Below are 24,342 nucleotides of genomic sequence, written 5' to 3' on the forward strand. Positions count from 1 at the left end.
CTAAAGAAGTCTTGTCTGTCTTCTTAGGAGTCGCTTCAAAGAACTTTCGTCTAACATGAGCCCAACAGCCAACCAGCTGAGCCTTGTCTAACTGACGATAAGCACTCCACATGTCACAATGAACGTAGCCCGCATAATCCCCAAGAAATTTCTCCACAACTATGCCACTCCGTCGTTTGTCATGATGATAGAGGGTAATTCCCTTTTTCTCATGTTTCCCAGACAAGAAGGTCCAGTAGAAGGTTAACTCACTATCATTTTCTAAGACCTTGTAGGAGGTTTCATCCGCATGGAGAATAGGCTGCTCCAACAATTTCTCGTGCAACAGGTCATAAATCGGTTCGAAATAATACTGACTAGACTTGATGTGCCAGTTGGCTATTTCCTTCCGACTGATGGGCAGACCAAGCTTATGCCAGTTCTCTTCCTGGCGGTAATTGGGCACCTTAAGATTGAACTTCTGATGAATGGTATGGGCGATGATAGAAGCCGAACCCAAGCTGTGTGCCAAAGGTGCCTTAGGAACTGGAGCCTTGATAATCTTATCGCTCAAATTCTTCTGACTACATGCCTGACACTTGTATGCGTGTTGAACATGGTCAATCCGCTTTAATTGTGCGGGAATGAAGACCAACTCTTGTCGTTGAACAGTAGAACCAATCTCTTTCAACTGTCCATGACAGTCTGGACAAGTGCAGTCTTCACCCTGCAATTCATGATGAATAATCTCTGGAGTGAACTGACTAAAAATAGCCTGACGAACTCCCTTAGCTTTCTTACGTTTATAGGTAATTGTTTCTGTTTCAACTGGGTAAGTCAGCTTCTTCTTCAGGCAGGCTTTCCTCCCCAAACAAGCTCAGCTGACCGGGTTGATATACTACCTTCTCTGATGATTTTCCGTAGAGTTTCTGTCTCAGATACTCAACTTGTTCACGAAGGAGGGTCAACTCGTTGGTAAGTTGTTCAATCGTTGAGGTCTGTTGTTTAATAATTGTCAATAACTCATCCATGCGATCGAGCCTCCTTCTTTTTATCTCATTATACACAAAGAAAAGCCATGATTTCAATAGAAATCACGACTTTTTGAAACATTTATTTTTGGACTGATAGAAAATCCTTTCATGAGCCAGTCCACCTGCTCGGAAGTTAGCGCCTTGACCTCTTCTTCATTGTTTGGCCAGGTCAATTTCCCATTTTCAAAACGTTTATACAATAACCAAAATCCCTGCCCATCCCAATAAAGAGCTTTGAATCGGTCTTTTCGACTTCCGCAAAAGAGATAGACCTGGCCAGAGAAGGGATCCAGATTGAAGTGACTTTTGACAAGGTAGGCGAGAGAATCAATCCCTTGACGCATATCCGTTTTCCCGCAAACCAAGTAGACTTGACCTAAATCACTGAGTCGGATGGTCATAGAACAGTACCTTATCCAAGATTGTTTCCAATATCTCTTGGTTGATAGAGTGAAAGAAAGTGAGTTCTACTTTTTCGAGACGAATCTTCATCAGGATCTCATTTCTGCTTTTCTTTTCAGAGCGTCGCAATTTGGGAACAGTCAGTGGGACGATGGGTTGTGACATAAAAAATCCTCCAGTTTTTTAATTACAGTATACTGGAGGAGTGAACGATTGGATAGGTACCTTGTTATGGGGCGCTTACTCTGAACTCAACTAAAGCACGCAAAAGACGACTCCGAACGGAATCGTCTTTTCGTTTTGCTTATTGAAAATAGTAAAATACCAGCACCGACCAGGCATTTATTGATAAAATGAACAGCTATTGGGTAAATCAGATAATCTGTTTTAAAGTAGAGGTAAGCCAAGATAAACCCTGGGCTCGCATAAATTATCCAAGAGCCCAAATCTGTTGGTCCATGCAGGAAAGCAAAAATCAAACCAGATACTACAATTCCTAGAATCTTATGCTTTTCAAAAAACTTTTTGAACAGATAGCCTCTGACAATGATCTCCTCGGTAATGGCTGCCTGACAGGCTATTCTTACAAAGGCTAACCAAAATGGAATGTTTTCTAATAACTTTGTCAATTCAAGATCATTACTGGTATCTTCAATCCCCTGAAGTTCCATAATGTAATAGCCAAGGTGTTTAAATAGCTGAGCCACTGTGAAAGTTAAGACAACAAAACCAAGACCTTTCCAAGTTAAAAAACTTCTATCCCAGATGGTAATGCCATTCTTTTCAGCCCTCCAATACATAAAGACCATAACTCCAATGGAAGATAAAGCTATTCCCAAATGAGATACTGGTGAGGTAGACATTTCTAAAATAGCATCTGGAAAAACAGCAATCAATACTAAACCAAACGCTCTCAGTAGTATCCAAAGCTTGCGACCAAGCCATTTCATCCCTTGACTTACATTCTCCACACCCATCTCCTTTACTGCTACACAACATACAAATATTCAAACAATTATATCATTGAAATATTTTGTGTTGTTTTTATAGTACAATTTTACAATAATACAATCGATTTATCAATATGACCAAAAAACAAACATCCTGACAATGCTTGTTTACTGTCAACCCACTGATCATTCAGTGGTTTTTGTCATATTCAGATAAGGTTCTAGTAGAGAAAAGCCGTTAGCCAAGCGTTTTCGCAGCTCCTCTTCAGAGGCAGTCGTTCTAAATGGTACATCATACTTGACCAGTACTTTTCGAACGCGTCCTGCTTCAACGGCTTGTAATAAGCTCTGCCTATTCTCCTCCGTTCCATCTAGGCGATAAAATATTTGTCTCTCTTGCACCCAGTAATAAAGTGGTGCATGAATCGGACAGTTCAGCACACGGTTTTGCTGAAAAAGTGAGGTCTCTACCTTCTTTCGCTCAATGAAGCTAACTTCTACTGAAATCCCTGCTTCAGCTCCCTTACCATACAGACGAATGGCGAAAGCTGGGGCCGATGGACTAGCAGAGGGAAGGCGGTAATAGGTCCAAAAATGCGGTCTGCAAGTCTGGGCTTGGTTCATCCATTGACTAACTCTTTCTGGCACAAAGGGACTGACTTGCTCAGCTAAGGCTAAACTTAATGTCTGAAACTCCTTGCGTGCTGCCTGTGCTAAGTTTCTTAAGGCTGTCATGTCGCTTGCCGAAGCTCCTGCCTTTTCAGGCTTGCAATAATGAATTCCTTGATAATCCAAGTATCTACGACACTGTTCAAGCATCTGAATCTCCTATCCATTTCTCCATATAGACCATATCCATACCTTCTTGTTCAAGTTCGGTTTTGATAGGCTTGTAGCCGAGTTTTTCATTGAAAGCGACTAATCTAGGCTCCTGTAAGACGGTACAGAGCACCCACCGCTTGACTGTCGGATAAAGATTCTCTAAGTCTAGCATTGCCTTGTGCCCAAAGCCTTTTCCTCTGTTGTCTGGATCAATGCCAATCAAGCCCAGCCAGCCCTGGTCTGCATCTTCAGCGACCGTTGTTCGTACTAAACCGACTGTGTGCCCTTCCTCGACAATCTTGTAGTAGCTGCAATTTGGTCGTGCAAATCGTGATTGGAAATAGTCCATTGTTTCAATGGCAGGGTTGTACTGATCCTGATAGGTTTCATACAAAGCCGCAAATGCTCGGTGTTGAATGGGCAATAATTCTTCTGCGTTTGATAAATCTGCTTTTACTAACATAGAAAACCTCCTGAAATGATTTTATCCATTGTATCAAATCTGACAAAAAAATACTAGGTCTTCCTAGTATTTTCTAAATCGTTGATAGCGGTTTTCGAGCAGTTGTTCAAGTGACAGGGCTTGCAGTTGAGCCAACTGACTAATTAGGTTTTCCTTGATGTCAATCAAGACTTCCTTGGTCGCTCTGCCATTTTCCAAAACCACCCGATCGACCACTTGGAGTTTCTCCAACTCATAAGAAGTGATCTTCATCAGTTCTGCCGATTCCATGGCACGACTACCGTCTTTCCAGAGGATAGAAGCGAAACCTTCAGGGCTGAGGACGGCATACATGGAGTTTTCCAGCATCCAGACCTGGTCTGCGACTGCTAGGGCAAGTGCTCCGCCAGAGCCTCCCTCACCGATGATAATGGCGATAATGGGTACCTTGAGGTCGCTCATCTCCATGAGGTTGCGGGCAATGGCCTCGCCCTGCCCACGCTCCTCGGCACCGACACCTGGATAGGCTCCAGCGGTATTGATAAAGGTGACAACGGGACGACCGAACTTCTCCGCCTGCTTCATGAGGCGAAGAGCCTTGCGGTAGCCTTCTGGGTGAGGCTGACCGAAGTTTCGTTTGAGGTTGTCCTGAAGATTCTTCCCTTTTTGGATACCAATGACTGTCACCGGCTGACCCGCTAGAAAGCCGATGCCACCCACTACAGCTCCGTCATCGCGGAAGTTTCGGTCACCATGTAACTCAATAAAATCATCGAAGAGTTGTATGGCATAGTCTAAGGTCGTCAAGCGTGCCTGATTACGTGCCAAACGGATCATACGTGCAATATCATTGGTCATCTCATACCTCCATGCATTCTCAGCAAGCGACTAATCGTCGTCGGTAAATCCTGGCGTTTGACAATGGCATCAACAAAGCCATGTTCTTGTAAAAATTCAGCCTTCTGGAAATCGTCTGGCAAATTTTCCCGTACAGTTGACTCAATCACGCGCCGTCCTGCGAATCCAACCAGGGTCTGTGGCTCAGCCAAGATAATATCACCTTCCATAGCAAAACTAGCCGTCACCCCTCCTGTTGTTGGGTCTGTCAAGACCGTCAAGTAAAAGAGACCCGCATTAGAATGACGTTTTACTACAGCTGAAATTTTGGCCATTTGCATCAGGCTCATAATACCTTCCTGCATCCGAGCACCGCCAGATGCGGTAAAGAGTACAACTGGGAGTCGCTCTTCCATAGCGAGCTCGAAAAGACGAGTGATTTTCTCACCGACCACCGTTCCCATAGAGGCCATGATAAAGTTTGAGTCCATAATTCCCAAAGCTACTGATTGACCACCAATTTTCGCCCTACCAGTCAAGACCGCCTCATCCAGTCCCGTTTTCTGACGATTTTCAGACAACTTTTCAAGATAATTTGGAAAATCGAGCGGATTTTTCGTGTTAATTCCTGTAAATAATTCCTCAAACGTTCCCTCATCTATCGTCAAATTCAGACGTTCATGGGCTGTAATCCGAAAGTTATATGAACAATGGTGACAGACTTTTTCTGGTCCAAGATCTCGTTTGTACAAAATCTCTTTACAAGCAGGACATTTCGAAAAGAGTTCATCTGGCACTTCCGGCTTTGTTTGAATTGCCTTTTCTGTCCGTGAACGATTGGGACTGATGCGAATATACTTATCCTTTTTACGAAACAAAGCCATACTTCTCTCCTAATTTACTTTTTTAATTCTTCCTGATAGCGCGGTAAAAACTCTTCCATAAGATAGGCTGTATCATAATCACCAGCCACAACACGTTTGTCAGAAATCAAGTCCAACTGGAAGTCCGTATTGGTTACCACTCCTTCAATTTCTAATTCATAAAGTGCGCGTTGCATTTTCATTAGAGCTTCGAATCGGTTTTCTCCATGCACAATAACCTTAGCAATCATAGAATCATAGTACGGCGGAATGGTGTAGCCTGGATAAACTGCCGAGTCCACACGCAAACCAACGCCACCACTTGGTAAGTAGAGATTGGAAATCTTACCTGGACTTGGGGCGAAGTTGAAAGCTGGATTTTCGGCATTGATACGGCATTCAATAGCATGACCTGTAATCTGCACATCTTCTTGGCAGACGCTGAGTTCCTGACCAGCCGCAATCTTGATTTGCTCCTTGACAATATCCACACCGGTAACAAATTCGGTAACTGGATGCTCCACCTGCACCCGTGTGTTCATTTCCATGAAGTAAAATTCGCCCTTGGCTTCGTCCAAAAGGAACTCAATCGTTCCTGCATTTTCATAACCAACTGACTGGGCAGCCCGCACCGCTGCTTGACCGATACGGTCCCGCATGGTCTGGCCGATAGCAATAGACGGAGCTTCTTCCAAGACCTTCTGGTTGTTGCGTTGAAGGGAACAATCCCGTTCTCCCAGATGGATGACATGACCGTGTTGGTCTGCCAAAATCTGTACTTCGATGTGGCGGGCTGGATAGACGACACGCTCCATATACATGGCACCGTTGCCAAAGGCTGCCTTGGCTTCGTTGGAAGCTGATTCAAAGGCAGGTACTAGGTCTTCAGCTTTTTCCACCTTACGAATCCCCTTACCGCCACCTCCTGCCGATGCCTTGAGCATGACAGGGTAGCCAATCTTTTCAGCGATTGCTAGGGCTTCTTGGCTAGTTAAGACTTCACCGTCTGAGCCTGGAATAACAGGCACTTGAGCCTTAATCATCTCTGCCCGTGCATTGATTTTATCCCCCATGGTATCCATAACCGTCCCAGAAGGTCCGATGAACTTGATACCAACCTCTTCACAGAGGGTGGCGAATTTGGAGTTTTCACTCAAAAATCCAAAGCCAGGATGAATGGCCTGGGCACCTGTCACAACAGCCGCCGAGATGACCGCCTGCATATTGAGATAGGAGTCTGTCGAACGAGCAGGTCCGATACAGACAGCCTCATCTGCCAACATGGTATGGAGGGCTTCCTTGTCAGCCTCTGAATAGACAGCCACCGTTGCAATCCCCAACTCCCTGGCCGCACGAATAATCCGCACCGCAATCTCACCACGATTGGCAATCAAAATCTTCTCAAACATGATGAATCCTATCTCCTTCTAGATATTATTTCCCGATAGCAAAAGTCAACACCCCCGACGCAGCCAGTTTTCCGTCCACTTCTGCCTTTGCCTCAACGACCGCAATGGTTCCACGGCGTTTGACAAATTTAGCTGTCATGATTAACTGGTCACCAGGTACAACTTGCTTCTTAAATTTAACCTTATCCATGCCGGCATAAAAAACCAGCTTGCCCTTGTTTTCTTCCTTGGACAATTCCAAGACACCTGCGGTTTGTGCCAAAGCCTCCATGATAAGAACACCTGGCATGACAGGATAGTCTGGAAAATGCCCGTTGAAGAAGGGCTCGGTAATGGTCACATTTTTGAGGGCGACAATCTCATCTTCCGATACTTCAAGGACACGATCAACCAAGAGCATAGGATAGCGATGAGGAAGAGCCTCTTTAATTTTCAAAATATCAATCATTTGATGCGTACCAATCCTTGTCCATATTCTACAACGTCTTGGTTGGCCACCAAAATCTCTGTGACAACACCGTCACGGTCAGCTGGCACTTCATTCATGACCTTCATGGCTTCAATAATCATGAGGGTCTGCCCTTTTTTGACCGTATCGCCAACTGCTACAAAGGCTGGCTTGTCAGGGGCTTGCGACAAATAAGCCACGCCGACCAAGGGACTTTCCACTACCGTACCTTCTACCACAGAGCTTGCACCTGCTTCTGCTGGAGCTGGCTCACTGGTTTCAACTGCTGGCACGGATGGGCTTGCAGGAGCTACTAGATTAAGCGGAGCTTCTACCGTTGGACTCGGAGCCGCTATCGCCTGCTGGTTTTTACTGAAATGCAAGGTCTCCCCAGCATTGCTATATGAAAATTCTCGCAAACTTGACTGGTCAAACTGACTCATCAAATCCTTTATTTCTGTAATATTCACTTAAGCCTCCCAACGTTTGAAAGCAATCACCGAATTGTGACCTCCAAAGCCAAATGTATTTGAAATGGCATGGCGGATTTCCATGTCACGACCTTGACCGTAGATGACATCCGCCTCAATGTAATCAGACAATTCCGTCGTACCAGCTGTCTTTGGTGCGTAAGAATGACGCATAGCCTCAATAACAGCTGCCGCCTCAACTGCACCCGCTGCCCCTAACAAGTGGCCAGTGAAGGACTTGGTGGAAGAAACTGGCGTGTTCTTGCCGAAGACAGATACGATAGCTTGGCTTTCCCCTTTTTCATTAGCCGGTGTCGAAGTGCCGTGGGCATTGATATAGTCAATATCAGCTGGCTCTAAACCTGCTTCTGAAATGGCCAATTTCATAGCTTTAATAGCACCCAAACCTTCTGGGTGTGGTGATGTCATGTGATGAGCATCACAAGTGTTTCCATAACCAACGATTTCAGCCAAAATCGTTGCCCCACGCGCCTCTGCATGTTCCAAACTTTCCAATACTAAGACCGCGGAACCCTCTCCCATGACAAAACCATTGCGGTCCTTGTCAAATGGAATCGACGCACGTTCTGGATCCTCAGTAGTCGACATAGCTGTCAAAGCTTGGAAACCACCGATTGCAAACGGAGTAATGGCTGCCTCTGCTCCACCAGCCAACATGACATCTTGGAAACCAAACTTGATTTCACGAAAAGCCTCTCCTAAGGCATCATTTGACGAAGCACAGGCTGTGATGACACACTTGCAGACACCATTTGCACCGACCTGCATAGCAATATTTCCAGCAGCCATGTTTGGTAAGGCCTTTGGTAGAGTCATGGGACGAATACGTTTTGGCCCCTTTTCGTTCATACGAGCCACTTGCTCTTCAATTTCCAAAATTCCACCGATACCCGTTGATAAGATAACGCCAAAACGGTCACTGTCAACCGCTTCTGTATCGAGATTAGCATTGGCTACGGCCTCTCGAGCCGCATAAAGAGCATAGAGTGAGTAGTTATCGTAGCGATTTGTATCTTTTTTTACAAAGTATTTATCAAAAGGAAAATCCTTAATTTCGGCCGCATTATGAACTGAGTATTCACTCGTATCAAACTTGGTAATCTTTCCGATACCAATCTTTCCATTAACCAAGCTATCCCAGAATTCCTCAGGCGTATTTCCGATTGGAGATGTCAGACCGTAGCCTGTTACTACTACACGATTTAATTTTGTCATTTTCAAACCTCTCTTAAAATAACACACAAAACAACATTGAATTTACAGTGCGTTATTGCAGTCTTTCAGTTTGCTTTTAGTACTACGAACAAAGTTCATTTCAACAAACTGCAGACAGCTTCAATAGTCCAGTAGACTATTGAAGATTGGAAATCGTACTAACGATAGTAAGTAACGCTCCGTTAGTACGGCAAAGCGAGTTCAAACAATCCAATAGATTGTTTGAAGCTGGAAATCTGGAAACGTAGTTTCCTCGCTCGTCGAAGTAATAAAAGATAAACTGGAAGACTGGATTACTGCATGGTAAAGCCACCGTCAACCGCAATCACCTGTCCTGTTAGATATTCTTGCTTGGCAAGGAATACAGCAACATCAGCTACTTCTTCTGTCGCACCAAAGCGTTTCATAGGAATTTGTGCAGTCATAGCTTCTTTAATCTTGTCAGATAAAACATCTGTCATATCAGACTGGATAAAGCCCGGCGCAATCGCATTGACACGAACATTTCGACCAGCAACTTCACGGGCAATGGCTTTAGTAAATCCAATCACACCTGCCTTAGAAGCAGAATAGTTGGCCTGTCCAGCATTTCCAATCAAGCCAGATACACTTGATAGATTGATAATAGCACCCTCACGAGCCTTTGTCATTGGTTTCAAAACAGCCTGCGTCATATTAAAAGTTCCAGTAAGATTTACCTTCAGAACCGTATCAAAATCCTCTTCCGTCATACGAAGAACCATACCGTCTTTGGTAATCCCTGCATTATTGACCAAAATATCCACGCTACCGAGGGTTTCGATAGCTTCTGCCACCATTTTTTTGGCATCTTCCGAGCTCGAAATATCTCCTGAAATGGCTAGGACTTTCACACCGTAATCTGCAAAGCTATCCAGAATCTCTTGCCCTAATTGACCACGACCGTTCAGTACCACATTGGCACCAAGACTGGCAAACTTATGGGCAATGGCCAAGCCGATTCCTCGACTTGAACCTGTTACAAAAACATTTTTATTTGTTAATTCCATGATTCCTCCTCATGATTTATTCAATACTATTTGTAGCCCCTCTATATCTTCAATTGCTACAACATGCGCTGTCTTATCGATTTTCTTGACAAATCCTGATAAGGCTTTACCTGGACCGATTTCAATAAAATTAGTCACACCAGCTTCCTGCATGGTTGCGATTGACTCATAGAAACGAACTGGTTCCATCACTTGACGGGTCAAGAGGGACTTGATGTCCCCTTTTTTCATGACCTTGGCTTCCGTATTGCCAACCAACTCTACTTGGAAGTCCGCAAATTCCACCTGCTCCAAGGCCTGAGCCAATTGCTCCGAAGCTGGTCGCAGGAGAGCCGTGTGAAAGGGGCCAGATACATTGAGCGGAATCATCCGTTTGACACCTGCTTCCTTCAGCAATTCAACCGCCTCATCCACAGCAGCCACCTCGCCTCCGATGACGATTTGGGCTGGTGTGTTGTAGTTGGCTGGGGAAACAATCCCAGAGGTAACTGACGAACAGACTTCTTCTATCAAGTTGACATCTGTGTTGAGAACAGCAACCATCTTACCAGTTCCTGCTGGCGCAGCCGTTTCCATATATTCACCACGCTTAGCAATCAGGGCAATCGCATCTTCAAAGGCCAAAGCTCCCGATGCCACCAGAGCTGAATATTCTCCCAAGGATAGACCAGCTACCATATCAGGTTTAATCCCCTTTTCTGCCAACAAACGATAGATAGCTAGGGAAGTTGTCAAAATAGCAGGCTGGGTATAGCGAGTCTGATGTAATTTATCCTCTTGATTGTCAATTAGGTCGCGAATGTCATACCCCAGAATCTGACTAGCCTGGTCAAACGTTTCTCTAACTATCGGGGAATATTCGTAAAGGTCGCGAGCCATCCCCACTGTCTGAGCCCCTTGACCTGCAAAAAGAAAAGCTGTCTTTGTCATCCTATTCTCCAACTGAAGCCCAACGGCTTGCCTCTTCTCTAATCACTTTGGCTGCTCCATAATAGATATCTTTCAAAATATCTTCACAAGATTCTTCTTTAGAAACTAGACCAGCAATTTGACCAGCCATTACGGAGCCATTTGTTACATCACCATCAACAACTGCATTGCGGAGCGCTCCTGCACCAAGTTCTTCAATAGCATCTGCCGAAATTTTACCTGCCAAGAAATCTTTCTCTGCAGCTGCATAAGCAGATGACAACTTATTCTTGATGGCTCTCACAGGATGTCCAACAATAGAAGCAGATATAGTTGTATCAATATCCTTAGCTTTTAAAACTTTTTCCTTATAAGCCTGATGGGCATTAGACTCTGTAGCTACTACAAAACGAGTTCCAACTTGCACCGCTTCTGCACCCAACATGAATGCTGCTGCTGCACCTGCACCATCTGCAATACCTCCAGCAGCAATAACAGGAATAGATACGGCTTCAACAACCTGACGAACCAAGGTCATAGTGGTCAATTTACCGATGTGACCACCTGCTTCCATTCCTTCAGCGATGACGGCATCTACCCCTAATTTTTCCATGCGTTTCGCAAGGGCTACACTCGGTACAACAGGAATGACGGTAATCCCTGCAGCATGGAGACGCTCCATATACTTCCCTGAATTTCCTGCTCCTGTCGTCACCACCTTGACACCTTCTTCGATGACCAAGTCAACGATATCGTCCGCAAAAGGAGACAAAAGCATGATATTGACACCGAAAGGCTTGTCCGTAATAGATTTAACCTTGTCAATATTTGCCTTGACCACCTCTTTGGGAGCATTTCCTCCACCGATGATTCCTAGACCACCTGCATTAGATACGGCACCAGCCAAATCTCCATCGGCTACCCAAGCCATACCACCTTGAAAAATTGGATACTGAATATCGAGCAGTTCTGTTATTTTCGTCTTCATAATTCCCTCATCTTTTTTTCTTGCTTACCTAATCGTTTGAATATCAAACCATTAGGTAAACAAGTGAAGGGTTGCCCCCTCACTAAAAATTAGTTTGATGTTTCAATGTTTTGAATATCAAACTATCTATTCGAAGAAAAATGCTAAATAGCACTTTTCCTTAGAAATATTATTTTGTTTTTTCTTCAACATAAGCAACCAAATCGCCTACAGTTGTCAAACCTTCTTCAGTATCGATTTGAATATCGAAGGCATCTTCGATTTCAGAGATAACTTGGAAAAGATCCAATGAATCTGCATCCAAATCTTCAAAGGTTGTTGTAAGGGTTACTTCTTCAGCATCCTTACCCAATTCTTCAACGATGATTTCTTGTACTTTTTCAAATACTGCCATGATAAATGTCTCCTTTTGGAAAATAAAATATTTTAATCTTGCCTAGGGCAAGGAATTAACTAAAGTTGTAAGAGTAGAGTTCCCCATGTGAGGCCTCCACCGAAACCAGCCATGAGAACAGTCTGGCTTCCATCCAATCGCAACATTCCGCTCTCTACACATTCTGATAAGAGAATGGGAAGACTTGCTGCGCTGGTATTGCCATATTTATCCATATTTGCTGGAAATTTTTCACGCGTCACTCCCAATTTACGAGCCATCTTATCTAAGATACGTATATTGGCTTGATGGAGCAAGAAATAATCAACGCAATCCACAGTCATATCAGCTTGTTCTAGCAGCTCTGCCATGGTTGCCGTAACATCCCTCGTAGCAAATTCAAATATAGCTCTGCCCTCCATTTGGATAAAGGGTTGCTGACGGCTTTGTGTCGAAAATGGTGTCTCTTTCTGGTCTATCCCTGCTGTCAGACTAGCACCTCGACCACCATCCGTTCGTAAGATTTCTGCTAAAAAGCTCGGTTGTTCACACGCTTCCAGCAAAACTCCTCCAGCACCATCTCCAAATAAAACAGCCGTTGATCGATCTGACCAGTCGACAGACCTAGATAGGGTCTCTGCTCCAATGACAAGTCCTCTCTTATAGACTCCTGAAGCAAGTAATTTTTCTGCTGTTGATAGCGCAAAAACAAATCCTGAACAAGCTGCAACGAGATCATAGGCAAAAGCCTTTTTCGCACCAATTGCTGCTTGAACCATAGCTGCTGTTGATGGCATGGATGCATCTGGAGTAATCGTTGCGACGATGATGAAATCAATTTCAGAAGCATCTAGCTGAGACTTTTCTAATAATTTCTTTGCTACCTGACTAGCTAATTCACTAGTTGTCTCGTCCGTAGCAACATGTCGTTGTCTGATACCTGTACGGCTACGAATCCATTCATCACTGGTATCCATTTGCTGGGCCAAATCATCATTGGTCACAATCTTCTTCGGAAGGTAGTGGGCCACCTGACTGATTTTAGCATAGGTTCTCATTTCAAATCCTCCAAGAAGTGATAGAGTTTCATGAGTCCTTTCTTCATTACTTGGTATTCCGTATCATCCATTCCATCCGTGATTTGCTTCACCATTTCATTATGAAATCGTTGATGCAAACGATAGACCAATCGGCCCTTCTTTGTTAAATAGATATGCACCACACGCCTGTCTTTTGTCGAACGAATCCGTTCCACGTATCCTTTTCGTTCCAAATTATTCAGACTAGTTGTCACGGTTCCCAAAGTAACCATCAAAGTCCGAGCAACATCACTCGGTGTAGCCCCATCAATATTTCCAATCACATCAATCGTGTGCATTTCTTTTATGGAAATGTCATTAAATCGGCTACTACGCAGACTTGTTTCTTCAATCACTAACACATTATTAAAAATGGCCGTTAAATAGTCATTCACTTTTGGATCTTTCAAAACAGGCCTCCTTTACTTTGATAGTCAAAGTATAAACCATAAAACTTTGAATGTCAAACATTTTTTGAACATTCTGTCATTATTTCCCGATAAATATCGGTCTCCGACGTTCAGCATGTGCCCGAACACCTTCTTTAAAATCCTCTTTATAGGCTAGAGATTCTTGCATGGCTAACTCCAATTGACGATAAGACTCCCAGTCTTTAAACTGACTTTCCCAAACCAATTGTTTAATGGCAGCATAGGAGTTAACAGAGCCACGCAAGAGTTTTTTTAACACTTGAGCAACTGTCTTCTCTAATTTTTCTGGCTCAGCCAGTTTATAAACGATGCCATATTCCAGGGCCTTATCAGCGGATAATCCTTCTCCAGTCATGGCTAATTGACTAGCACGATTGCTACCAATTGCCCGACTAAGCAAGAAGATGCCACCCGCATCTGGGGCTAGCCCAACACCTACAAAGGCTTGAATGAACTTTGTTTTACTTGATGCAATAACAAAGTCTGCCGCTACTGCCATATTGGCAGCTGCTCCAGCAACCGCACCATCTGTTACCATTAAAACAATTTTAGGCATTTTCTTCAGCGCAAACGAAATATCATTGACAAGCTCAGCAATTTTGACGAGCGAACCAATATCATCTTCATCTACGGCACGCTTCATCTCCACCAGATCTCCCCCTACTGAGAAAACGGAGCCCTCTGCTTGAATTTGTAAGATTTTTACAGTTTCATCATTTTCTGCAAGTTGAATGGCATTTAATATTTCCTCACACATAGGAATATTAAACCCATTTGCCACTTCCGGTCTGTTTAAAGTTAGAATCGCTACGGAATCAATTAATTCATAACGAATTGTTTGGTAGGCCATACCATCCTCCTTCTAAAATAATTTGATATTTAAAAGGTTTGAATATCAAAGTTCAAATTCTTGTTTTCCATTGTAACACAGTTTTTACAATTGTCACTTTTTTTCTAGTAAGGAAAGTGTGACGTCCGAAAAAAAGCTGGCAAAGCCAACTTTCAAAGAAATTTAGTTATGACGAGTAAGTAGGAATTGGTGTCAGAGTTGTAGCAATTCCAAGGCCTGTTCAAGGCTATCAACCAACTTATCCGCTTTGGATTGATCCATTCCAAACTGTTGATCACGAATAGCCCATACAGTTAAACCAGCTGCTTTTGCGGCCTCTATCCCTTTGGCGCTATCTTCAAAAACCAAAATGTCCGATTTTGGAACCCCTGTTGCTTTTGCAGCTTGTTCATAAACAGCTGGATCTGGTTTGGGAGCTATACAATCCATTGCTGAATAGATTTGACTGAAATACGAGCGAATTCCCGATTCTTCCAAAGCTCTCTCAATATCACTTCGATCAGTATTTGATGCCAGAACAAGCGGGATAGAATGTAAACTGAGTCGCTCTAAGACAGACTTGACATCTGGAAATACTCGCTCAGCGTAAGGTGTGGGACGATTCCCCTTATAAATTCGGTACTCCTCCTCCAGCGCAGGAACATCCCATTTATCGTAATCATCTCCTAAAATACGTTGCCATACTTGACCAGCACGTCCTCCAATAAAAAAAGATGGTTTTAGATGGCTCACTGATAACCCTTTCGTCACCAAGAAATCTATACGCCGCTGAAAATAAAATGATTCTGTATCAAAAAGTACTCCATCCATGTCAAAAATAATTGCTTTTACCATTCTGGCCTCCTAACCTCTCTATTGTATCATAGTCAATAAAGATTTTCGATTTTCTGAAATGTTTCAACAACAAACCTTGTTCGTATTTTATTAGGTTTCTCACCAAGATTTTTCTGAACATACTGACAATTCCGCCTTATTCTGCTATAATAGAAAAAAATATTCAAGGAGATCGGAATGAAAGTGGTAAAATTTGGTGGAAGTTCCCTTGCTTCTGCCGGTCAATTGGAAAAAGTATTCAACATTGTTCAATCGGATTCTGAACGCCGTTTTGTTGTTGTTTCAGCCCCTGGAAAACGCAATGCCGAAGATACAAAGGTTACAGATGCATTAATAAAGTATTATAGAGAATATGTTGATGGGAAAGATGTAACAGCAAGCCAAGAGTGGATTATCAACCGTTACCAGGCAATGGTCGATGAACTCGGTTTTTCAGCTAATAGCATGAAGAAAATTGCTGAAAACATCATTTCTCTTGCAACCTTACCAATTGATGATAACGAATTCCTTTACGATACTTTTTTAGCCGCTGGGGAAGATAACAATGCAAAATTAATCGCTGAATACTTTACTTTTAGAGGATTACCAGCACGCTATGTTCATCCGAAAAAGGCTGGCATTATTGTAAGTTCTGAACCAGGAAATGCACGAATTCTTCCTTCGAGCTATGATAAAATTGAAGAATTGCGAAATGCAGAGGAAGTCTTGATCATCCCTGGATTCTTTGGAGTGACTATTGACAATCAAATTTGTACCTTCTCACGGGGAGGATCTGATATCACAGGATCCATCGTTGCTGCAGGGGTTAAGGCAGATCTGTATGAAAACTTTACAGATGTAGATGGGATTTTTGCTGCTCACCCTGGAATTATCAAACACCCACACTCTATCAAAGAACTAACCTATCGTGAAATGCGTGAACTAGCATATGCTGGTTTCTCTGTTCTTCATGATGAGGCCCTTCTTCCTGCTTATCGCGGTCGTATTCCATTGGTTATTAAAAATACCAATAACCCTAGCCACCCAGGTACTAGAATTGTTCTTGATCATACAGATCAAACTCTCCCTGTTGTTGGGATTGCTGCAGATGATGGTTTTGTCAGCATCAATATTTCTAAATACCTCATGAACCGCGAAGTCGGATTTGGGCGCAAAGTCCTTCAAATTTTAGAGGATTTAAACATTCGTTTTGAACATATGCCAACTGGTATTGATGATTTGTCCATCGTACTTAGAAATAGAGAATTGACACCAATCAAAGAAGCTGAAATTCTACGTCAATTGAAAACACAATTGGAAGTTGATAAGGCTGAAATCGAACACGGCTTGTCTATTATCATGATTGTCGGTGAAAATATGAAGAGCCATGTCGGTGTAACCGCGACCGCAACTAGTGCCTTATCCAACCAAAATGTTAATTTAGCTATGATTTCACAAGGTGCTAGTGAAGTTTCTGTCATGTTCGTAGTCAAAACAGAAGAAAAAGAAAGAGCTTTACAGGCATTATATGCAGCCTTTTTTAACTAAAAACGTCTTCATACCTTTAGAAGTTTTTCAGTGCCAAGGTATGAATCCTAAAAAATCCAGAGTTACTAAAAGCTCTGGATTTTTCTTATTAAGCGATCATTAGAAAAAGTTTAGGAATTAGTTCACTTCAACCTTTTCTGTCCATGGACTTGCTGTAGTTACAAGGACGTCATTTAATTCTTCAACATTTCGGCGACCTTGATCTGCTAACCAAGCCTTCGCAGCTTCTTCACCTTCTTTGGCAAAAATAGCCACTGCATCTTTCCATGTCGCACGACCACAGAGCACACCATTAAAGGTTGACCCTGATTCTTTTGCAAAGACAAGAGTTTCTTGGAACAGTTTAGCTGAGACACCTGCACTCAAATATATAAATGGCAAATGTGTAGCTTCCGATTGCTCTTTGAAATAGGCTCTTGCTTCATCAGCAGTATAAACAGGTTCTTCACTTGTATAGCCTTCGACAAAATTCATATTAACAGGCACTTCTACCTTAAGAACATCTGCATTATAACGTGGTTTGCTGAATTCACGCATTGCACCATTTACCTTATGAGGTTTTAAGCTTGCATACTCCCGTGATGTTACATCCATGTCACTTGCATCATAGGTTAGAATTTCTACAAAATAAGGAATATCTTCCGCAATACACTCACTACCAATCCGTTCAACCCAAGCATGTTTCATATCATTAATTTCAGGTTTGTCGTCTACGTCATAGTACAACAAAATTTTAACCGCATCTGCACCTAATTCTTTGATACGTTTTGCTGACCAATTTGGAAGAAGATCTGGTAAACGTCCTGGTGTCGAAGCATCATATCCCGTTTTTTCATAGGCAGCGATAAACCCACAGTCTGCATGACGCAGTTCAGACGCAGGCACTCCATACTCTGCATCAAGAAGAATGGAACTGGCATATGGGGTTAGTTCGCTAGAAATGACTTTTTTGAAGTCCACCAAAATATCATTAGAAAAATCTCCACCACCAGCGGCTGCTGCCAACAGCCGTTTCAAGGCACCTCGTTGGTCAATCGCAAGTGCTGCGATAACCTGATTTCCATTTGACAAGCGAGTCATATGTTCAAACTTAGCTTGTGACAGTTGCAATTTGGTCATTAGAATCCTCCTTAAGAATATATATTAGACAATTATTAACCACGTTTTTTAGATGATTTTTTCGGTTGATTAGCCGAATCGTTTCACACCATCTAAATAAGTAGCTTTCAGATGACCTGCATCATCTACTACAATAAAATCAGCTGCACGACCTTCAGCAATTTGGCCACAAATATGATCAATATTGACAGAACGTGCTGGTGCTAATGAAGCCATACGTAATGCATCGGGAAGGCTGACCAATCCCCAGCTCACCACATTTTGTACAGCTTCAATCAATTCCAAAATAGAACCTGCTAAACTTCCACTTTCTTTGAGGCGAGCCGTTCCATCTTTAACAATGACTTCAAATTCCCCAAGTCTTGATTCGCCCTCGCCCATACCTCCGGCTCTCATACAGTCAGTGATTAGAACTGTCTCTTCTGCTCCACGGGCCTTAACCACAATTTCCGCTGCTGCTGGATGAACATGATGACCGTCACAAATCATTTCTGCATAAACATCATGTAAGCTTAAAGCTGCACCGACCATGCCAGGTTCACGATGATGAAGTCCACTCATACCATTATAGACATGTACAAAAATATTAGCACCTGCTTCAACCGCAGCCTGCGCTTGAGCGAAGGTTGCATCACTGTGTGCTAAAGCGGTATGAATAGCTTTGCTATTTGCAAATTCAATGAATTCTTTAACTCCTTCTCGTTCTGGAGCAATAGCAATCTTATTCACCAAACCATTCGATAGACTATGCCAGTGGTCTAACTTCTCAATAGAAGGATCACTCATATACTTAGGATTTTGAGCACCCTTGTATTTTTCTGTAAAAAATGGCCCTTCCAAAAAGATACCTTGAATTTTAGCCCCTGTTTCTTCACCTGCATGTTGACCAATCGTTTCACAGACTGCATCTAAATTTTCAGTCGAATCTGTCAGTGTTGTCGGCAACCAAGAAGTAACACCACAAGCTAACAAGCCATCTGAAATAACTTTAATTCCTTCAAAATCATTATCCATCACATCATGTGACGCATAGCCGTGGATATGCGTATCCACCAAGCCCGGTGCGATATGATAGTCTGAGTAATCTATTATATTTCCATCTGGTTTTTCGGTAAAAATGTGACCGAACTGCCCATCATCAGTAATTTCCAAATATGCATCAACTTTCTCACTATCTGCAAGAATAATTGATTTTGCTTTGATGTAGCTAACCATATTGGCCCCCTTATATTTCATATATATTTTCTTAAACTGGTTATAACCATATATGATTATATTGTAGACCGATTCTTTTTAAATGTCAAGTAATTACCAGCATTCATTAGACCTCAATCATTAACATAAAGTGCTATAGGTACTTTCTTTGGTGTAGACCTCCGTTTGCCCTTTACCGCTTCCACTCATTAATACATGTAACATCAGATTATTACACATTTTAGAACCATGAGTCTGACATTTCCCTCAGTCAGGAGATAGAGAACAAAAAAATCTATCATTTTCTAGTAGATTCTCTTACCACCAGAAAATGATAGATTTTTGATTAAAAGTTGATTTATTTATCTTATTGATGTTTACGAGGCAAACGATCTGTCAATAAACATACAATCTCATAATTTATCGTGCCAACATAATCAGCCCATTCTTGAACCGTTATTTCCTTGTCTTCTTCACGGCCTATCAAGGTTACTTTTGTTCCAACTTGATATGATTTCGGCAAACGGATCGTCATTTGATCCATGGAAATACGTCCAATAATTTCACAATATTGACCATCGACCAGAACATGGAAACCTTGGAGTCTTCGCACTACACCATCAGCGTATCCAACAGGAATAGTACCTATCCACTCAGTCTCTGAACTCTGATAGGTTGACCCATATCCAAGAAAGGTACCAGCCTCGACTTGCTTAACATGTACGAGTTCAGAGTACAATCCCAATGCAGGTTGGAGCTTAAATGGTAGGGCTAAGGTACGTCCACTAGGATTTAGACCATACAGAACATCCCCTAATCGAACCATGTTAAACACCGTATCTGCATGCCAGATACTTGTCGCTGAATTACTTGCATGAATCCAACGAGGCAATTCCGGTAACCTATCTAACCATTCCTCAAAACGTGTCAATTGCTCGTAGAAGTAATGTGCATCTTCTTCATCTGCTGTTGCAAAATGAGTAAAAATGCCCTCAAATTCAAGATCCATCTCACTCATAAGATCAAGCACTTTCTCCAACTCAGACCAGTCTCTGAATCCAATTCTCCCCATTCCAGTATCTAGTTTAACATGAACAGCTAAACCAGCTAGATCCTGACCAGATGCTTTAACCAGCTCTAACCACTCTAAACTTGCAAGAGTGACACTGATATTTAACTTCAATGCTAAATGCAGATCGTCAACAGGTATAACTCCCAAAATCAAGATTGGGTGCTCTATTCCAGCCTGACGTAATTCGAATGCTTCATCCAAGTTTGAAACACAAAAACCTGCTACTTGGCTCGCTAACCGTCGAGCTACTGCAACGGCACCATGTCCATAAGCATTTGCTTTAATAACTGCAAATGCCTGTGTCTTTCTAGGCAAAGGTTCAATCACTTGTTCAAGATTAGCTGCTATAGCATCTAATTGAACTTCAATATAACTGGGTCGATGGTCACTTTCAATCATTATTTTCCTCCAAAATCACGCTTGCTTGCACAAATTCTCCAGAATGACTAATGCTCAGCCAAATTTTTCCACTAAACGGACTCTTCGCAATGTAGGGAGCCCCTTGGCGATTATTTAATACTTCAATATCTTGAAAACCCACTGTTCCAATACCGACTCCTAATGCCTTAGAAAATGCTTCTTTGACAGCCCAACGACCAGCTAAATATTCCAACTGTCGTCGCCCTTGCAAATCCTGATAGCGTTCAAATTCATTGGCAGTCAGTACTTTTTTGGGGAACCCCTGATGTTTTTCGCGAGCACGCTCGATAGCCTTTATATCTTGAAGGTCAATCCCATGTCCAACAATCATGAATCGTGCTCCTTCTTTATACAATATTTTAAATACTTCAAAAGACTGGACAGCCGTCCAGTCCCTCATTCATCCCTAGACCTTGTATTCACCGGTCATACTTCCATCTTAGAACTAGTTTCTAAGTCAGTCATCGTTCGTTTTTTCAAAATATAGGAGTATTCCATTCAAAAAACTGCCTTGATGAGCGAAAACTATTTCTTAAATAAAAGCAGATTACTTGTGAATACAAGTTCTTATTTACGGCCGTGACAATTTTTAAATTTCTTACCAGACTGACATGGACATGGATCATTCCGATCAACACCTTCAAATGAAACAGCATCTTTAGTTTGGACAGGTTGGTTTGGCATAATGTTCTTAACTGCCGTTGTACGTGATTCTTGTACTGAGCGTTCCCGTTCAATATTGTCATGAATCTGCGCTTTCATCATGAGTCGTGTAACTTCAAACTCAATTGCACCAATCATATCATTAAACATTGTAAAAGCTTCTGATTGATATTCTACAATTGGATTATTTTGCGCGTAGCCACGTAAGCTCACCGCATTACGTAATTGATCCATTGCATCGATATGATCAGTCCATTTATTGTCTACAACACGTAGAATGAGTACCTTCTGGAATTCACGAATTCGTTCTTCATCACGAAGCTTCTTCACTTGCGAATCATAGACTCTCAAAGCTAGTTCATACAATTCATCAATGATTTCTTTTTTATTCATTGACTTAAAGGATTCCGCATGCAATGTGCCATCTTCAACCAATGTTGTATGAGCAAACTTAATAATTCCATCAATGGCTTCATCTTTTGAACCCAAGAAATGACCTTCCACTTGACGTTCAATAGTCCGCTTCATCATTGACTTGATTTCAGGTGCCAAATCACGATCTGCTGTAATCACATCTTGACGTTGTTTGTAGATGATTTCACGTTGTTCACGCATAACGTCATCGTATTGGAGTACTTGTTTACGTGAATCGTAGTTATTTCCTTCTACACGTTTCTGTGCTGATTCAACTTGACGTGTGAGCATTTTCGATTTGATTACAGACTCTTCTTCTGACAGGTTCATACGTTCCATAAACACCTTGATCCGTTCTGAACCAAAACGTTTCATCAAATCATCTTCGAGTGATAAGTAGAACTGAGATTCCCCTGGATCACCCTGACGACCTGAACGTCCACGAAGCTGATTATCAATACGGCGACTCTCATGACGTTCTGTACCAATCACACATAGCCCACCTAATTCTCGCACACCAGGACCTAACTTAATATCTGTACCACGTCCAGCCATGTTTGTTGCAATCGTAACAGCCCCACGCTGACCAGCATTCATGATGATTTGAGCTTCACGATAATGGTTTTTAGCATTCAATACCTCATGCGGAACGCCTGCAGCAACTAATTTTTGTGAAATCAAATCAGATGTTTCAACCGCAACTGTACCAACCAGTACTGGTTGACCTTTTTCATAACGGCGCTTCACATCAGCGATAACGGCGTTAAATTTGTACTCTAAGCTTGGATACAGCAAATCTTCATGGTCAACACGAGCAATAGGTCGATTTGTTGGAATTGGTACAACACGGATATTATAGATTTCACGAAACTCTTCTTCTTCTGTCTTACCTGTACCCGTCATACCTGCCAATTTTTTATACATACGGAAGAGGTTTTGGTAAGTGATCGAAGCACTGGTCTTCGATTCATTTTGAACAGGCACACCTTCTTTAGCTTCGATTGCTTGGTGTAGACCATCAGAATAGCGACGACCTTCCATGGTACGTCCTGTAAATGGATCGATAATCATGACTTCTTGATCTTCATTTACCAAATAATCAACATCATAGGTCATGATGTAATTAGCACGAAGGGCATTGTCTAAGAAATGAGTGATGGCTACATTTTCAATATCATATAGATTATTTAATTTGAAGAATTTTTCAGCCTTATCAATACCTGTATCAGATAAACCAATTGTTTTTGAAGGAACGTCAATAATATAGTCTTCCTTATCCAATGATTTAACCAAGTTATCCGCCAAGAAATATAATTGATTTGTTTCAGAACCTTGAGGACCAGAAACAATCAGTGGGGTACGAGCTTCGTCAATCAGGATAGAGTCCACTTCATCGACCAAGGCATAGTTTAATGGACGTTGCACCATATCTTCTGCACGAACGACCATATTATCTCTAAGGTAATCAAAACCGATTTCTGAGTTGGTAGAGTAGGTAATATCGCAGTTATAGGCTTCACGTTTTTCTAGCGGTGATTTAGCGGCCAGGTTAATTCCGACTGATAGTCCAAGCCAAGAATATAACTCACCCATTTCGGTCGCATCACGGGTTGTCAAATATTCATTTACCGTAACTACGTGAACACCTTTTCCTGAAAGGGCGTTCAAATAAACAGGCATAGTCGCAGTCAACGTTTTCCCTTCACCAGTACGCATTTCTGGTACATCACCATTGTGAAGAACAATCCCCCCCATAACCTGAACTTTATATGGATAGAGACCTAATACACGTCTAGCTCCTTCTCGAACAACTGCATACGCTTCATACAAAAGATCATCTAAGGATTCTCCCTTGCTGTAACGTTCTTTAAATTCAGTAGTCTTTGCTTGCAATTGCTCGTCACTGAGCGCAGCCATTTCATCAGCATAAGAAAATACTCTGTCTGCCATTTTTTCAAGTTTTCTTTGCTCTCCCTTGTCATTTTCAATGAGAGAACGAAGCACATTTGTTACCATACTGTTCATCCTATTTTCTCGTTTTAGTTCAATAATATATTATACCTTGAATATGCTGTTTTGGCAAGAATACGGCTAAAAGAATCATTCCCTTTGTTGTATTTTTCAAAACCCGTTCCTTTTTCTAACAATAATATTTGGTTTAACTCTCTTAAACTCAAGAATTTTCCTCCACTGATGGATTGAGATAGCTCGAAAACTGAAAAAAGGGCGCACTGCCCCCTTGGTTTTTGAACTATTTTTTATTTTTAGACTACCCAACTGGCTAAATGAGTATTCTGGCCTTGTTTGAGTTTGGCTAAGGCAAATCCAACCATCACTAAAAAACTCATGGCAATGGCTAGACTCATCTTCTTAAGCCCTCGGATAGTGTGCTTCTCGAATCGAAAGTCGCGGTCTATACGCCCATTCACCCTCTCCACGGCAGTCCGTTTCTTGTAGAGTCGCTTAAACTTCTGACTATCTCTAGCTACTTGATTAAAGATGATAGGTTCTACCGACCGTTTTAAACGGAAGATGCGATTGTCCTGATA

General features: G+C 42.2%; 27 protein-coding genes and 1 pseudogene. 1 reads left to right on the forward strand and 27 read right to left on the reverse strand.

What is annotated here, in order from left to right; all coding sequences use genetic code 11:
• The 21 genes and pseudogenes from K6V43_RS09330 to K6V43_RS09430 all read right to left on the reverse strand — a co-directional run.
• Positions 1–850: pseudogene (locus K6V43_RS09330) on the reverse strand (IS66-like element short variant transposase); the annotation flags it as partial.
• Entirely contained in the window at positions 804–1,010 is a 207-nt protein-coding gene (locus K6V43_RS09335) for an IS66 family transposase (protein ID WP_024404280.1), read from the reverse strand. The pseudogene K6V43_RS09330 and the gene K6V43_RS09335, both read right to left, overlap by 47 nt.
• Positions 1,011–1,063: 53 nt before the next feature.
• Complete coding sequence (gene tnpB / locus K6V43_RS09340; RefSeq protein WP_222382830.1) at positions 1,064–1,414, reverse strand: IS66 family insertion sequence element accessory protein TnpB; 351 nt, start codon at positions 1,412–1,414, stop codon at positions 1,064–1,066.
• Positions 1,395–1,580 carry a hypothetical protein gene (locus K6V43_RS09345; RefSeq protein ID WP_172018797.1) on the reverse strand — a complete coding sequence of 62 codons (186 nt, stop codon included), beginning with the start codon at positions 1,578–1,580 and terminating at the stop codon, positions 1,395–1,397. Before K6V43_RS09345 ends, tnpB begins: the two co-directional genes overlap by 20 nt.
• Before the next feature lie 86 nt (positions 1,581–1,666).
• The gene (locus tag K6V43_RS11670; RefSeq protein ID WP_337250538.1) at positions 1,667–2,386 is read right to left on the reverse strand and encodes a CPBP family glutamic-type intramembrane protease; all 720 of its coding nucleotides are present in this window, start codon (positions 2,384–2,386) and stop codon (positions 1,667–1,669) included.
• A gap of 165 nt (positions 2,387–2,551) precedes the next feature.
• On the reverse strand, positions 2,552–3,184 hold the full coding sequence (locus K6V43_RS09355) for a glucose-6-phosphate 1-dehydrogenase family protein (protein WP_222382833.1): 633 nt from the start codon (positions 3,182–3,184) through the stop codon (positions 2,552–2,554).
• Positions 3,177–3,650 (reverse strand): GNAT family N-acetyltransferase, encoded by a 474-nt coding sequence (locus K6V43_RS09360; protein WP_222382834.1) that lies wholly within the window; start codon positions 3,648–3,650, stop codon positions 3,177–3,179. The genes K6V43_RS09355 and K6V43_RS09360 overlap by 8 nt, the downstream gene beginning before the upstream one ends.
• 63 nt (positions 3,651–3,713) lie before the next feature.
• Complete coding sequence (locus K6V43_RS09365) at positions 3,714–4,487, reverse strand: acetyl-CoA carboxylase carboxyl transferase subunit alpha (protein ID WP_222382835.1); 774 nt, start codon at positions 4,485–4,487, stop codon at positions 3,714–3,716.
• On the reverse strand, positions 4,484–5,350 hold the full coding sequence (accD, locus tag K6V43_RS09370) for an acetyl-CoA carboxylase, carboxyltransferase subunit beta (RefSeq protein WP_222382836.1): 867 nt from the start codon (positions 5,348–5,350) through the stop codon (positions 4,484–4,486). Before accD ends, K6V43_RS09365 begins: the two co-directional genes overlap by 4 nt.
• Before the next feature lie 14 nt (positions 5,351–5,364).
• Positions 5,365–6,738 (reverse strand): acetyl-CoA carboxylase biotin carboxylase subunit, encoded by a 1,374-nt coding sequence (locus tag K6V43_RS09375; RefSeq protein ID WP_222382837.1) that lies wholly within the window; start codon positions 6,736–6,738, stop codon positions 5,365–5,367.
• A 25-nt stretch (positions 6,739–6,763) separates the two neighbouring features.
• Complete coding sequence (gene fabZ, locus K6V43_RS09380) at positions 6,764–7,186, reverse strand: 3-hydroxyacyl-ACP dehydratase FabZ (protein WP_222382838.1); 423 nt, start codon at positions 7,184–7,186, stop codon at positions 6,764–6,766.
• Positions 7,183–7,656 (reverse strand): acetyl-CoA carboxylase biotin carboxyl carrier protein, encoded by a 474-nt coding sequence (gene accB, locus K6V43_RS09385; RefSeq protein WP_222382839.1) that lies wholly within the window; start codon positions 7,654–7,656, stop codon positions 7,183–7,185. The genes fabZ and accB overlap by 4 nt, the downstream gene beginning before the upstream one ends.
• The gene (gene fabF, locus K6V43_RS09390; RefSeq protein WP_222382840.1) at positions 7,657–8,892 is read right to left on the reverse strand and encodes a beta-ketoacyl-ACP synthase II; all 1,236 of its coding nucleotides are present in this window, start codon (positions 8,890–8,892) and stop codon (positions 7,657–7,659) included. It lies immediately after the preceding gene.
• 293 nt (positions 8,893–9,185) lie between these two features.
• Entirely contained in the window at positions 9,186–9,920 is a 735-nt protein-coding gene (gene fabG / locus K6V43_RS09395) for a 3-oxoacyl-[acyl-carrier-protein] reductase (RefSeq protein WP_222382841.1), read from the reverse strand.
• A gap of 9 nt (positions 9,921–9,929) precedes the next feature.
• Positions 9,930–10,850 carry an ACP S-malonyltransferase gene (gene fabD, locus K6V43_RS09400; protein WP_222382842.1) on the reverse strand — a complete coding sequence of 307 codons (921 nt, stop codon included), beginning with the start codon at positions 10,848–10,850 and terminating at the stop codon, positions 9,930–9,932.
• 1 nt (position 10,851) lies between these two features.
• Positions 10,852–11,817, reverse strand: coding sequence for an enoyl-[acyl-carrier-protein] reductase FabK (gene fabK / locus K6V43_RS09405; RefSeq protein WP_222382843.1), 966 nt, complete (start codon positions 11,815–11,817; stop codon positions 10,852–10,854).
• A gap of 169 nt (positions 11,818–11,986) precedes the next feature.
• Positions 11,987–12,211, reverse strand: a complete 225-nt coding sequence (locus K6V43_RS09410) for an acyl carrier protein (protein WP_002938891.1) — start codon at positions 12,209–12,211, stop codon at positions 11,987–11,989.
• Positions 12,212–12,270: 59 nt separating this feature from the next.
• Positions 12,271–13,248, reverse strand: coding sequence for a beta-ketoacyl-ACP synthase III (locus K6V43_RS09415; protein WP_222382844.1), 978 nt, complete (start codon positions 13,246–13,248; stop codon positions 12,271–12,273).
• On the reverse strand, positions 13,245–13,679 hold the full coding sequence (fabT, locus tag K6V43_RS09420; RefSeq protein ID WP_024392560.1) for a fatty acid biosynthesis transcriptional regulator FabT: 435 nt from the start codon (positions 13,677–13,679) through the stop codon (positions 13,245–13,247). Before fabT ends, K6V43_RS09415 begins: the two co-directional genes overlap by 4 nt.
• 79 nt (positions 13,680–13,758) lie before the next feature.
• On the reverse strand, positions 13,759–14,550 hold the full coding sequence (locus tag K6V43_RS09425; protein WP_222382845.1) for an enoyl-CoA hydratase: 792 nt from the start codon (positions 14,548–14,550) through the stop codon (positions 13,759–13,761).
• Between the two features lie 192 nt (positions 14,551–14,742).
• Positions 14,743–15,384 (reverse strand): HAD family hydrolase, encoded by a 642-nt coding sequence (locus K6V43_RS09430; protein WP_222382846.1) that lies wholly within the window; start codon positions 15,382–15,384, stop codon positions 14,743–14,745.
• Between the two features lie 177 nt (positions 15,385–15,561).
• Between K6V43_RS09430 and K6V43_RS09435 the strand changes: the two genes are divergently transcribed.
• Entirely contained in the window at positions 15,562–16,911 is a 1,350-nt protein-coding gene (locus K6V43_RS09435) for an aspartate kinase (RefSeq protein WP_024392557.1), read from the forward strand.
• 117 nt (positions 16,912–17,028) lie between these two features.
• Here K6V43_RS09435 and lacD read toward each other — a convergent pair whose 3' ends face one another.
• The 6 genes from lacD to K6V43_RS09465 form a co-directional block, all read right to left on the reverse strand.
• On the reverse strand, positions 17,029–18,030 hold the full coding sequence (gene lacD, locus K6V43_RS09440) for a tagatose-bisphosphate aldolase (RefSeq protein ID WP_024392556.1): 1,002 nt from the start codon (positions 18,028–18,030) through the stop codon (positions 17,029–17,031).
• Positions 18,031–18,099: 69 nt separating this feature from the next.
• Positions 18,100–19,245: an N-acetylglucosamine-6-phosphate deacetylase gene (gene nagA / locus K6V43_RS09445; RefSeq protein ID WP_222382860.1), complete on the reverse strand. Its 1,146-nt coding sequence runs from the start codon at positions 19,243–19,245 to the stop codon at positions 18,100–18,102.
• 346 nt (positions 19,246–19,591) lie between these two features.
• Positions 19,592–20,695 carry an alanine racemase gene (gene alr, locus K6V43_RS09450; protein ID WP_222382848.1) on the reverse strand — a complete coding sequence of 368 codons (1,104 nt, stop codon included), beginning with the start codon at positions 20,693–20,695 and terminating at the stop codon, positions 19,592–19,594.
• Complete coding sequence (acpS, locus tag K6V43_RS09455; protein WP_024403623.1) at positions 20,688–21,047, reverse strand: holo-ACP synthase; 360 nt, start codon at positions 21,045–21,047, stop codon at positions 20,688–20,690. Before acpS ends, alr begins: the two co-directional genes overlap by 8 nt.
• A 236-nt stretch (positions 21,048–21,283) precedes the next feature.
• Positions 21,284–23,809: a preprotein translocase subunit SecA gene (gene secA / locus K6V43_RS09460; RefSeq protein ID WP_222382850.1), complete on the reverse strand. Its 2,526-nt coding sequence runs from the start codon at positions 23,807–23,809 to the stop codon at positions 21,284–21,286.
• A 248-nt stretch (positions 23,810–24,057) separates the two neighbouring features.
• A partial coding sequence (locus K6V43_RS09465; protein ID WP_222382852.1) for a transposase occupies positions 24,058–24,342 on the reverse strand: 285 nt, incomplete at its 5' end.

Origin of the sequence: Streptococcus suis (assembly GCF_019794615.1) — a bacterium.
Taxonomy (GTDB): domain Bacteria; phylum Bacillota; class Bacilli; order Lactobacillales; family Streptococcaceae; genus Streptococcus; species Streptococcus suis_AI.

Bases quoted from the DNA above. Each gene is read 5' to 3' on its own strand.
- K6V43_RS09335 (WP_024404280.1), bottom strand. From the start codon at position 1,010: ATGGATGAGTTATTGACAATTATTAAACAACAGACCTCAACGATTGAA.
- tnpB (WP_222382830.1), bottom strand. From the start codon at position 1,414: ATGACCATCCGACTCAGTGATTTAGGTCAAGTCTACTTGGTTTGCGGG.
- K6V43_RS09345 (WP_172018797.1), bottom strand. From the start codon at position 1,580: ATGTCACAACCCATCGTCCCACTGACTGTTCCCAAATTGCGACGCTCT.
- K6V43_RS09355 (WP_222382833.1), bottom strand. From the start codon at position 3,184: ATGCTTGAACAGTGTCGTAGATACTTGGATTATCAAGGAATTCATTAT.
- K6V43_RS09360 (WP_222382834.1), bottom strand. From the start codon at position 3,650: ATGTTAGTAAAAGCAGATTTATCAAACGCAGAAGAATTATTGCCCATT.
- K6V43_RS09365 (WP_222382835.1), bottom strand. From the start codon at position 4,487: ATGACCAATGATATTGCACGTATGATCCGTTTGGCACGTAATCAGGCA.
- accD (WP_222382836.1), bottom strand. From the start codon at position 5,350: ATGGCTTTGTTTCGTAAAAAGGATAAGTATATTCGCATCAGTCCCAAT.
- K6V43_RS09375 (WP_222382837.1), bottom strand. From the start codon at position 6,738: ATGTTTGAGAAGATTTTGATTGCCAATCGTGGTGAGATTGCGGTGCGG.
- fabZ (WP_222382838.1), bottom strand. From the start codon at position 7,186: ATGATTGATATTTTGAAAATTAAAGAGGCTCTTCCTCATCGCTATCCT.
- fabF (WP_222382840.1), bottom strand. From the start codon at position 8,892: ATGACAAAATTAAATCGTGTAGTAGTAACAGGCTACGGTCTGACATCT.
- fabG (WP_222382841.1), bottom strand. From the start codon at position 9,920: ATGGAATTAACAAATAAAAATGTTTTTGTAACAGGTTCAAGTCGAGGA.
- fabD (WP_222382842.1), bottom strand. From the start codon at position 10,850: ATGACAAAGACAGCTTTTCTTTTTGCAGGTCAAGGGGCTCAGACAGTG.
- fabK (WP_222382843.1), bottom strand. From the start codon at position 11,817: ATGAAGACGAAAATAACAGAACTGCTCGATATTCAGTATCCAATTTTT.
- K6V43_RS09410 (WP_002938891.1), bottom strand. From the start codon at position 12,211: ATGGCAGTATTTGAAAAAGTACAAGAAATCATCGTTGAAGAATTGGGT.
- K6V43_RS09415 (WP_222382844.1), bottom strand. From the start codon at position 13,248: ATGAGAACCTATGCTAAAATCAGTCAGGTGGCCCACTACCTTCCGAAG.
- K6V43_RS09425 (WP_222382845.1), bottom strand. From the start codon at position 14,550: ATGGCCTACCAAACAATTCGTTATGAATTAATTGATTCCGTAGCGATT.
- K6V43_RS09430 (WP_222382846.1), bottom strand. From the start codon at position 15,384: ATGGTAAAAGCAATTATTTTTGACATGGATGGAGTACTTTTTGATACA.
- K6V43_RS09435 (WP_024392557.1), top strand. From the start codon at position 15,562: ATGAAAGTGGTAAAATTTGGTGGAAGTTCCCTTGCTTCTGCCGGTCAA.
- lacD (WP_024392556.1), bottom strand. From the start codon at position 18,030: ATGACCAAATTGCAACTGTCACAAGCTAAGTTTGAACATATGACTCGC.
- nagA (WP_222382860.1), bottom strand. From the start codon at position 19,245: ATGGTTAGCTACATCAAAGCAAAATCAATTATTCTTGCAGATAGTGAG.
- alr (WP_222382848.1), bottom strand. From the start codon at position 20,695: ATGATTGAAAGTGACCATCGACCCAGTTATATTGAAGTTCAATTAGAT.
- acpS (WP_024403623.1), bottom strand. From the start codon at position 21,047: ATGATTGTTGGACATGGGATTGACCTTCAAGATATAAAGGCTATCGAG.
- secA (WP_222382850.1), bottom strand. From the start codon at position 23,809: ATGGTAACAAATGTGCTTCGTTCTCTCATTGAAAATGACAAGGGAGAG.